Source organism: Paenimyroides marinum (assembly GCF_900108395.1).
Lineage (GTDB): Bacteria > Bacteroidota > Bacteroidia > Flavobacteriales > Flavobacteriaceae > Flavobacterium > Flavobacterium marinum.
On sequence record NZ_FNXE01000015.1, the window covers coordinates 56,571 to 63,990 of the forward strand.

General features: G+C 34.6%; 4 protein-coding genes and 1 pseudogene. 3 read left to right on the forward strand and 2 right to left on the reverse strand.

The window, feature by feature from the left end; genetic code table 11:
- Positions 1-48: 48 nt before the first annotated feature.
- On the forward strand, positions 49-1,788 hold the full coding sequence (locus tag BLW20_RS06695) for a TonB-dependent receptor (protein ID WP_091097903.1): 1,740 nt from the start codon (positions 49-51) through the stop codon (positions 1,786-1,788).
- Positions 1,789-1,945: 157 nt separating this feature from the next.
- On the opposite strand, the gene BLW20_RS06700 is transcribed toward BLW20_RS06695, so the two are convergent.
- Together BLW20_RS06700 and ccsA are read right to left on the reverse strand one after the other, a co-directional pair.
- Positions 1,946-2,437: a glutathione peroxidase gene (locus BLW20_RS06700; RefSeq protein WP_245725287.1), complete on the reverse strand. Its 492-nt coding sequence runs from the start codon at positions 2,435-2,437 to the stop codon at positions 1,946-1,948.
- A 176-nt stretch (positions 2,438-2,613) separates the two neighbouring features.
- Entirely contained in the window at positions 2,614-5,781 is a 3,168-nt protein-coding gene (ccsA, locus tag BLW20_RS06705) for a cytochrome c biogenesis protein CcsA (RefSeq protein ID WP_245725286.1), read from the reverse strand.
- A gap of 150 nt (positions 5,782-5,931) precedes the next feature.
- On the opposite strand from ccsA, the gene BLW20_RS06715 reads away from it, so the two are divergent.
- Together BLW20_RS06715 and BLW20_RS14570 are read left to right on the forward strand one after the other, a co-directional pair.
- Positions 5,932-7,122, forward strand: a complete 1,191-nt coding sequence (locus tag BLW20_RS06715) for a pyridoxal phosphate-dependent aminotransferase (RefSeq protein WP_091097915.1) — start codon at positions 5,932-5,934, stop codon at positions 7,120-7,122.
- Positions 7,123-7,221: 99 nt separating this feature from the next.
- Positions 7,222-7,420, forward strand: a pseudogene (locus BLW20_RS14570) (IS5/IS1182 family transposase); the annotation flags it as partial.

Genomic DNA, 7,420 nt, shown 5'->3' on the forward strand with positions numbered 1-7,420 from the left:
GAAGATAAAGCGATTCCATATGATCAATAAAAAAATAAATATTTTCATATGAAAAAATACTTATTAAGTATCACTATAGTAGCTGCATTTTATGCCAATCAGGCAAATGCACAAGACGATAAAAACAAAAATAATAATACAGTAGGAACAGAGGTTGTTAACGTAACGTCAGAATATCAGGCAACGTTAAACGATGCTTTTAAAATCAACGATAACCCATTAATTGAAGACGAAGACATCAACCAGAAAAAAGAGGTAAAATACACCATTTTTTCTGTTCCGGTAGCTTCAACATTTGCACCGGCTAAAGGCGAGGCTGCAGCGGTTGATAACGATTCGCTGGCTAATTTTTACAATAATTATGCGTTGTTAGGTTATGGTAACTTTAACACCATTCGCGGAGAATTAGGTATTGTAGAGCAAATTGGATCTAAAAATATGTATATAGGCGGTTTGTTCAAACACCTTTCGTCAGACGGAGACAAAAATTTAGATGGCGTAGAACTCGAAAATTCTTACAGTAAATCAAATTTAGATTTTACTTTGGGGCAGTACAATGGAAACAATCAGTGGAGTACCCAGTTTGGTGCAATGATGTCTAAATACAACTGGTACGGAACGCCATCTGATTTTTATGTGTCGAATTTTAACTTTGCTATGGTAGATCCGTTGCAAAAATACGGCGATGTTCATGTAGGAGCTTCTTACGAAAATTATACAGGTGCTTTTGAAAAAGCAGCTGTTTCCTACAAATATTTTTGGGACGATTACAGCAGTAAAGAAAGCAGATTTATCTTTGCACCAAAGTTTAATGTAGAACTTCCTGAGCAAACAGTACACATAAATTTTGAAGCCGATTATTTAAATACTCAATTTGCTAATAATGGTATTGATAATAATCAAGATAAATATAGTTACTTAAATTTATCAGTTAACCCAAGTATTAAGTTTTTTGATACAGATTATTCCGTAGAATTAGGTGCTGGCTTAACCTATTCATTAGGTAAAATAAAGGGAGTGGAAGACAACGCACTGGTAATTTATCCAATGGTTAAGGCAAACTTTAATCTGGTTCCTGATATCGTTCAGGCGTATGCAGGAGCTGTTGGTGGCGTGAAACAAAATTCGTATGCCGATTTAGCAGAAGAAAATCCGTTTGCAGCCCCTTCTTTAGAATTAAGACCCACACAAACAAAATTCGATCTTTATGCCGGAATGAAAGGGAAGCTGTATCACAATTTATCGTATAATGTACGTGTTAACTATAAAACCGAAGACGATAAGGCGATGTTTACCATTAATCAATATGATATAAATCAACCCAACAAACAAGGCTATCAATACGGAAACTCGTTTGGTTTAATTTATGATAAAGTAAACACGTTGAGTTTATTCGGAGAGTTGAACTTTGATTTTTCAGATAAAGCAAAAATCGGAATTTCGGGCGAATACAATAATTACAGTGTAGAAGATTACGAAAATGCATTTCATTTGCCACAAGGAAAAATCAATTTAAATGTATTGTATAATTTTACCAATCAATGGTTTGCAAATGCCGATTTAGGATACGTGGGACAACGTTATGAGTTTGGTGGCGGAACGGTTAATGATTTGAAATTAGGCGATTATTATGATTTAAATCTTACCGTAGGTTACAGACCCACAGCTCAGTGGACAGTGTTCTTAAAAGGTATGAATTTAGTCAATGAAAATTACTATCGTTTCAATCAATACCGTGTACAAGGTTTACAGATTTTAGGCGGAGCAATGTATAAGTTTGATTTTTAAAACAATAAAAAACTCCGAAGATGATTGTCCCAATAAGTTATAACGATACCAAAGATTTTGTATAATTAACTTTCTTGAATATTAAAGTATCTAAAAAATAGTTTCATCTCATAACAAAATCGGGTTTCAGCCCGATTTTGTTTAAATGAAAATTAATCTATTTCCCTTCAATCCAATCTATAATTTCTTTAGCATCTGGTAAAACCCGCGGACTGATTACTTTATCAATGGTTCCGTCTTCGTTGATTAAGAATTTTTGAAAATTCCATTCAATATCAAAATCATCAATTTGGTTGTGTGATTTTTCTGTTAAGTATTGGTATAACGGGTGTTTTTCTTTTCCTTTTACTACAATTTTTGCCATCATTGGAAAAGTTACACCATAATTCAATTTACAAAACTCTGCGATTTCTTCATTGCTTCCCGGATCCTGGCTCATAAAATCATTTGTGGGAAATCCGATGATTACAAAATTTTGATCTTTATATTTTTGATATAAGGCTTCTAACTGTTCAAATTGCGGAGTTAATCCGCATTTAGAAGCGGTATTTACAATTAAAACCTTTTTGCCTTTTAAACTTGATAAATCAAAAGTTTCTCCGGTAATGGTTTCTACTTTAAAATCGTAAATTGTTTTATTGTTTTCCATATCTGTTATCTTGTTTTTTGTTGTTTCGTCTACCGTATAAATTTTTTTGCCGCCAAAACAGGCAAACATAAAAAGGGAACTTACCGATAATAAAATATTTCTCATTGTTGTTGTTTTCATAATCAAACGTTTTGTTAAAGATAAAAAAAGCTCCCGAATTTTCGGAAGCTTTGTTGTTATTTCTTATAGTATTTTTTGTATTTAAAATAAGCCGGAATTGCAAGTAATGTAATGCAAGCAACCGAAATCCATACAAAAGAAGGTGTGACCACCTGATCTCCTTTGGCATATGAATGCAAACCAGTTAGGTAAAAATTTACTCCAAAATAGGTCATCATAATGCTGTAAAAGGCAAGAACAGAAATCAAATTGTAAATCCATAAGCCGCGTAATGCAGGAACAAATCGCATGTGAATTACAAAGGCATACACCATAATTGAAATCAAAGCCCAGGTTTCTTTAGGATCCCAACCCCAATAACGTCCCCAGCTTTCGTTTGCCCATTGACCACCTAAAAAGTTTCCAATGGTAAGCATAACCAAACCTACGGTTAACGCCATTTCGTTAATATAAGTAATTTCTTTTAAATTTAATTCCATTTTAGCTTTGTTCTTCTTAGTCGTAAAGATCATTAAGAACAATGCTACGAGTCCTAAAATCATTCCCAAAGTAAAGGGACCGTAACTTGCTACGATAATAGCAACGTGAATCATTAACCAATACGAATCAAGTACGGGTTGTAAGTTACCTATCGAAGGATCCATCCAGTTCCAATGTGCAATCATTAAAATCATACCGGCAACAAAAGCGGTTGATGCAATGGTTAGCTCTGATTTTTTTCCGAATACCAATCCAAACAACATAGTTGCCCAACCTACATAAATCATTGATTCATAAGCATCGGACCACGGTGCGTGTCCGGAAACATACCAACGAGCAATTAAACCTGCCGTATGTAGTGCAAAAAGCAAAATATTGATGCCGATAAAAACCTTGGTAACCGCTTTAAGTGTTTTGTTGTCTTTAAAAATACGAACGATGACAACAACGAAAAGCAATACAGAAACATACATATAATACGAAAACAGTTTTTTAAAGATGTCGTATTTGTTGTATAAAATTTCGGCTTTAATTTTCTTTTCAGAAGGCATTACGTTGCTTCCTTGTAATTTTTGAAAGTTTTTTATTGAAGTTAAAAGCTCATTTGAAGTGTCAAAATTCTTTGTTTCGATTGAATTTAAAAGAGAAGCAGTGTACATTGGCAGAATGTTTTTCATATAGATGAAAGCAGAATCTGTTTCTTGCATTCCGGCTTCATTCAATTCTAAATACGAAACCCATTTGTTATTTTCATGTCCGGGAATAGGGAAAATCTTTAAAATTTTTCCGCTGATTGCTGAATATAACAGATTAACTTTTTCGTCGGCTGCAATAAAATCTTTTTGAAACTGATCTTTAACTGCCGCCTGATAAGCTTCGTCTAAATATTGATCCAACTTGTAATTTCCTTTATCATCAAAGAAATCTGCCAATGCAGCAAATTTAGCATCATTAGCAATTCCGATAACTGAATGGATACTGTCGTTTCCTTTTTTAAGATTGATTATTGGTACGTGGTACCACAATTGCGGAAATTGTGTGATAGACAACATTACCTGATCAGAATCCATACCGCGGAAATGGTCATCTTTACTTACTTTACGCAATAATTCAGACGAAAACGTATTAATAGGTTTCATACGTCCGTTATAATCCTGAATAATGATCGAGCCAAACAAATCGGCATGTTCTTGCGATACGGTTGTTTTAATTAACAAAGTATCAATTTGTTCCGCTGTTGGTTTGTTGTGCTGGTGCTGTGCTGTTGCTGAAACCAATCCAAATAATAACGCAATGGTTGTTAAGGCTGCTTTTTTGTTTCGTACTTTATTCAGTTTTTTTCTTAAATCGTTAAAACGGGTGTTTTTAGTAAATAAAATGCACAACATAGCAATATATAATAAGGTATAACCAATATAGGTAATCCAGGTGCCCCAAAAATCGTGGCTTACGGATAAATGGGTTCCTAATTCGTCAGGATCGTAAGAAGCCTGAAAAAATCGGTATCCTTTATGGTCTAAAACGTGGTTCATATAAATGCGGTAATCAAATGTCTGATTCGGATCAATAACCGTTACTTTGCTTTCAAATGAAGAATAACTTTTTTCGGTTCCCGGACGTTTTTCTGCAATGAAATCGTTTAGTTTTATCTGGAAAGGCGTAGTATAAACTTTTGATCCATATATGAACGTAAATTCTAAATCACCTAATTTAAATGATTGAGGGATACCCATTTGTCCTTTTGATCCCATTAAAGTTATTTCTTCTTCCTGGCCTTGGGAACGGACAGTTAAAACCAACGCATCGGTAGAATTTTTTGCTTTAAAATCTCCGTTCGATTTTAATACTTTTTTACCCTTCATTGGTCTGTCCATTACAAACTGAACACCCTCTAAATCGTACATAGAACGATAGTTTAACGGAGTGGTTGAATTGGCTTCAACTTCACCTTTTGCCTGCGTTGCCATCACCATATAATTTCCTGCAAATGGAGTGTTGATTTGCATTTCGCCGTTTTCATCGGTAAAAAAATTCACAGCACCTTCGGCTTGTTGATTGTACGAATACAAAATGCCGTGGATGCTTTCAATAGTTCCTTCTTCAATAAAATGTTCGTGGCGTTCGCCGTGGCTCGATTCTACTAATTTTAAATAACTTTTCCCATCGGGTGTTTCCTCAAATATTTCTTCGGCACCCATAATAAAGTCTTTAAACTCTACTTCAAACGGAATGTTGTTAAAGTCTTTTTTTAATTTAAAATGATTGGATGCAAAGTTGCTGATAAAATTATCCTGGTCTAAAGCAGCCGAGAAAAAACGCTGGTCTTCAAAAGTACGGCGTTTCATTTCCCCGTCATATTCCCCATCAACCATAAATGATAAAAACGTTTTATCGGAATAAAACTGGTTAACGGTTTCGCCTTCGCGTATAGGCATCATTCCTTCAAAACTGATATATCTTGTAACAAACGCACCAACTAATATCAAAATAAAAGAAAGGTGTAGAATAAGAGTATCTAACTTTTTTTTGCTGAACAACTTATACCTTTTAATATTGCCAATAAAGTTAAAAACAAAAATCAGCATAATTGCCTCAAACCATTTGGTGTTGTAAACTAAAATTCGTGCTGTGTCGGTGTTGTATTCATTTTCTATAAAAGTTGCAATACCCATAACGGCAGCAAAAACAATGAATAGAACAGCCATTAACTTTGTAGATGACAAAAACGATATAATTTTGCTCATAGTAAATAGTTGTTGTGTTCTTAGAAATTGCACAAAAATACTTAAATTAAATGGGGCAGTCAGTATTTTAACTTTATTTAAACAAATAAAAAATCATTGTGATTTCATAGAAAAAACTAAATTTGTATTTTATTTAAAAATGATAGAATAATGCCTAAAATTTCACATAAAGGCGTGCAAATGCCTGAATCACCAATACGTAAATTGGTTCCTTTTGCTGAAACAGCAAAGAAAAAAGGGAATAAAGTGTATCATTTGAATATTGGTCAGCCCGATATTAAAACGCCTGAAGTAGCTTTAAGCGCGGTTAAAAATGCCGATATTACGGTTTTAGAATACAGCCATTCTGCCGGATTTGATTCGTACCGCGAAAAATTGGCGCATTATTATCAAAATCAGGGGTTGCCAATTAATAAAGAAGACATTATTATTACCACAGGTGGCTCTGAAGCATTGATTTTTGCCATGGGATCTACAATGGACGAAGGTGATGAAATCATTATTCCGGAACCTTTCTATGCAAACTACAACGGATTTTCTACTCAAAACGGAGTAAAAGTTGTTCCGGTGATGTCGGGAATTGAAAGCGGATTTGCTTTACCACCTGTCGCCGATTTTGAAAAATTGATTACCCCAAAAACAAAAGCTATTTTAATTTGTAATCCGGGAAACCCAACAGGATATTTATACAGCAAAGAAGAAATTCAACAGTTGGCTGCATTGGTAAAAAAACACGATTTGTTTTTAATTGCCGATGAAGTGTACCGCGAATTTGTGTATGATGGATATGAGCATTTTTCGGTAATGAATGAAGAAAGCATTGCTGAAAACGCCATCATGATTGATTCAGTTTCAAAACGCTTTAGTATGTGTGGAGCACGTATTGGGTGTATCGTTTCTAAAAATAAAGAATTAATGGCAACGGCAATGAAATTTGCACAGGCACGTTTATCACCGCCAACCTATGCTCAAATTGCATCTGAAGCGGCTTTAGACACTCCACAATCTTATTTTGATGATGTGATCACCGAGTATAAAGACCGCAGAGAAACATTGGTTAACGGTTTAAATAAAATTGATGGTGTTCAGGTTTCAATGCCAAAAGGTGCATTTTATTGCATCGCTAAACTGCCGGTAGAAAACGCAGAGGATTTTGCCAAATGGCTATTAGAATCGTATGATTTGAACGGCGAAACGGTTATGGTCGCACCTGCAGCCGGTTTCTATTCAACCCCAGGTGTTGGTTTAAACGAAGTGCGTTTAGCTTATGTATTGAATAAAGAAGATTTAATAAAATCGACCGAAATTATTAAAGAAGCACTGAAGGTGTATAATAACTAAAAAAAGAGGCTGTCTAAAAAGTCACAAAACGCAAAAATCCCGAAAATTTTCGGGATTTTTTTTGTGTTTATACACTCAAAATATGTATCTTGAGCTCGTATGATAAACAAGTCAAAAATACGCTTTAAGTCGCTACCAGCCAATAGTCCAAGTCTTTTTTCTGAAGATATTTTTAATAAAATTCCTCAAAACCATCCCGTTCGATTGGTTAACGAAGTAGTCAACCAATTAAATATGGATGCTTTAATTGAGCAATACAAAGGCGGAGGTACCAGTAGTTACCACCCACGAATGTTGG